The 1,425-nt window shown below is 59.4% G+C and carries 2 protein-coding genes and 1 pseudogene; 2 read left to right on the top strand and 1 reads right to left on the bottom strand.

Annotated features, from left to right (window positions below):
• Positions 1 to 111: 111 nt before the first annotated feature.
• Positions 112 to 591, bottom strand: a complete 480-nt coding sequence (locus BM066_RS26270) for a hypothetical protein (protein ID WP_026176475.1) — start codon at positions 589 to 591, stop codon at positions 112 to 114.
• A gap of 248 nt (positions 592 to 839) precedes the next feature.
• On the opposite strand from BM066_RS26270, the gene BM066_RS26265 reads away from it, so the two are divergent.
• Positions 840 to 1,214, top strand: coding sequence for a hypothetical protein (locus tag BM066_RS26265; protein ID WP_143093829.1), 375 nt, complete (start codon positions 840 to 842; stop codon positions 1,212 to 1,214).
• A 116-nt stretch (positions 1,215 to 1,330) separates the two neighbouring features.
• A pseudogene (locus BM066_RS25735) lies at positions 1,331 to 1,425 on the top strand (transposase); the annotation flags it as partial.

The raw sequence follows: 1,425 nt of genomic DNA, 5'->3' as shown, positions 1-1,425 counted from the left end.
GCGGGCATTCCCAACGACTAGGGTCGAAAATGGGAATTGACGCTTGCGCCGGAAGCGGACCCTTGACGTCACCGCCTGGGAGCAGACCTTCCGACGGCCCGTTGTGGGTGGCTAACGGAAGTCCGCTAGCGTGCGGTTCTCCAAAACGTTAGTTGGCTTTGCTGCATGGCACAAAATCTCGATCGTTCGCGCCATAGCTTCCGGTGGAAGAAGCGATTGCGCTTCATCGCCTTCGCTCGCAACCGGCCCGCTTCCCTGTAGCATCTGGCCCTTCGAGTTCAGCACCAAACGGTAAGTTGGTTGGATTGTCTCGCGACTACAGGCGACGGATTGGAGCTCAACGATCTGTATGTGCTCGCCTTTCCCCGTAGCCGTATTCACCAGGATCGCACCGCGGGCAATAACCTCCGATTTTACCGATAACGTACCCATCACATAGAAATCCAATCGCCTGTCATCAACAGTCGCGAAGCCTACCGGGTAGAACGCCTGATACTCTTGCGCTGCCGCGTAGATGCTCACCGGTTCATCAGCTGCGTTCACCGGCCCGGCGATTGCAAAGATCAAACCTGCTGCGGCGGCCAGCTTCATTTTGCAATTCCTTTGTTCTTGGTCAGTTTGAGCTTGTACTCAGATATCTGGCCCCATCCTTTGCCAGTTCGGAAATGACCACAATGGGTCGGCTCCGAAACTTCGTGCCGATGCCGAAGGCTGCCCTTCAGCTTGGGCGCCCCGGGGCGGATGTTGGAAGCGTCAGCTAGGGGTGGGAAAGCCGCGCTTACCTCGTGGCCATCGGAAGCCGGAGGTGAGATAGAAACGAGCGGCCTGGGGATGAGGGCATGGACCGACAAAATGACGATCGCCTTGTGAAGCTTGTAGAAGGCTACAGGATCGCTGCGTTCTCTTGCTTAGTCATTGCCGCTGTTTCAGCATTCGCTGCTTACGGCTTCGCTCGTGAAGCTGCCAGCGCACGGTCAGTGATCGGCAGGCTAGAGCCCACCGTCCGCCGCTCGATGATCCCTGGCGATCAGGTCCTGATCTTTGCGGGAGAGAGCCGATGCACCGGCGATTGCAGCGGTCATTTCGCCGGCTGGCGCTGGGCTGTCCGCCGAAAGGTCACCAAGGCCAGCGAGTGCAGCAACCCGTCGCCGTCCTTTAGTTCGGGTTGCCAGACCTACCTCTGGGCAATAGGGAAAGGGGATCCGCCGGAATAGACGCCAGCGACTTCCGCTATGGGTCGGGAAGCGAACTTGGCGCCGGCTCCGGATTGAGACACGGCGAATGTCCGCTGTCCGGCCTGGTGCTGATGGTGACGTGACCCCCTGAAACTCGATCACGGTTCACGGAAGAACAGATCATCGGGATCCTGCGCGAGCAGGAGGCGGGCGTGGCGGTGGCGGACCTGTGCCGCAAGCACGGGCTGAG

This window comes from Caulobacter sp. UNC279MFTsu5.1 (assembly GCF_900114015.1).
GTDB lineage: Bacteria > Pseudomonadota > Alphaproteobacteria > Caulobacterales > Caulobacteraceae > Caulobacter.
The sequence above is the reverse complement of the archived record's forward strand: the minus strand, read 5'-3'. Positions and strand labels throughout refer to the sequence as shown.

Coding starts and splice junctions, on each gene's coding strand:
- BM066_RS26270 (WP_026176475.1), bottom strand. CDS start 591: ATGAAGCTGGCCGCCGCAGCAGGTTTGATCTTTGCAATCGCCGGGCCG.
- BM066_RS26265 (WP_143093829.1), top strand. CDS start 840: ATGGACCGACAAAATGACGATCGCCTTGTGAAGCTTGTAGAAGGCTAC.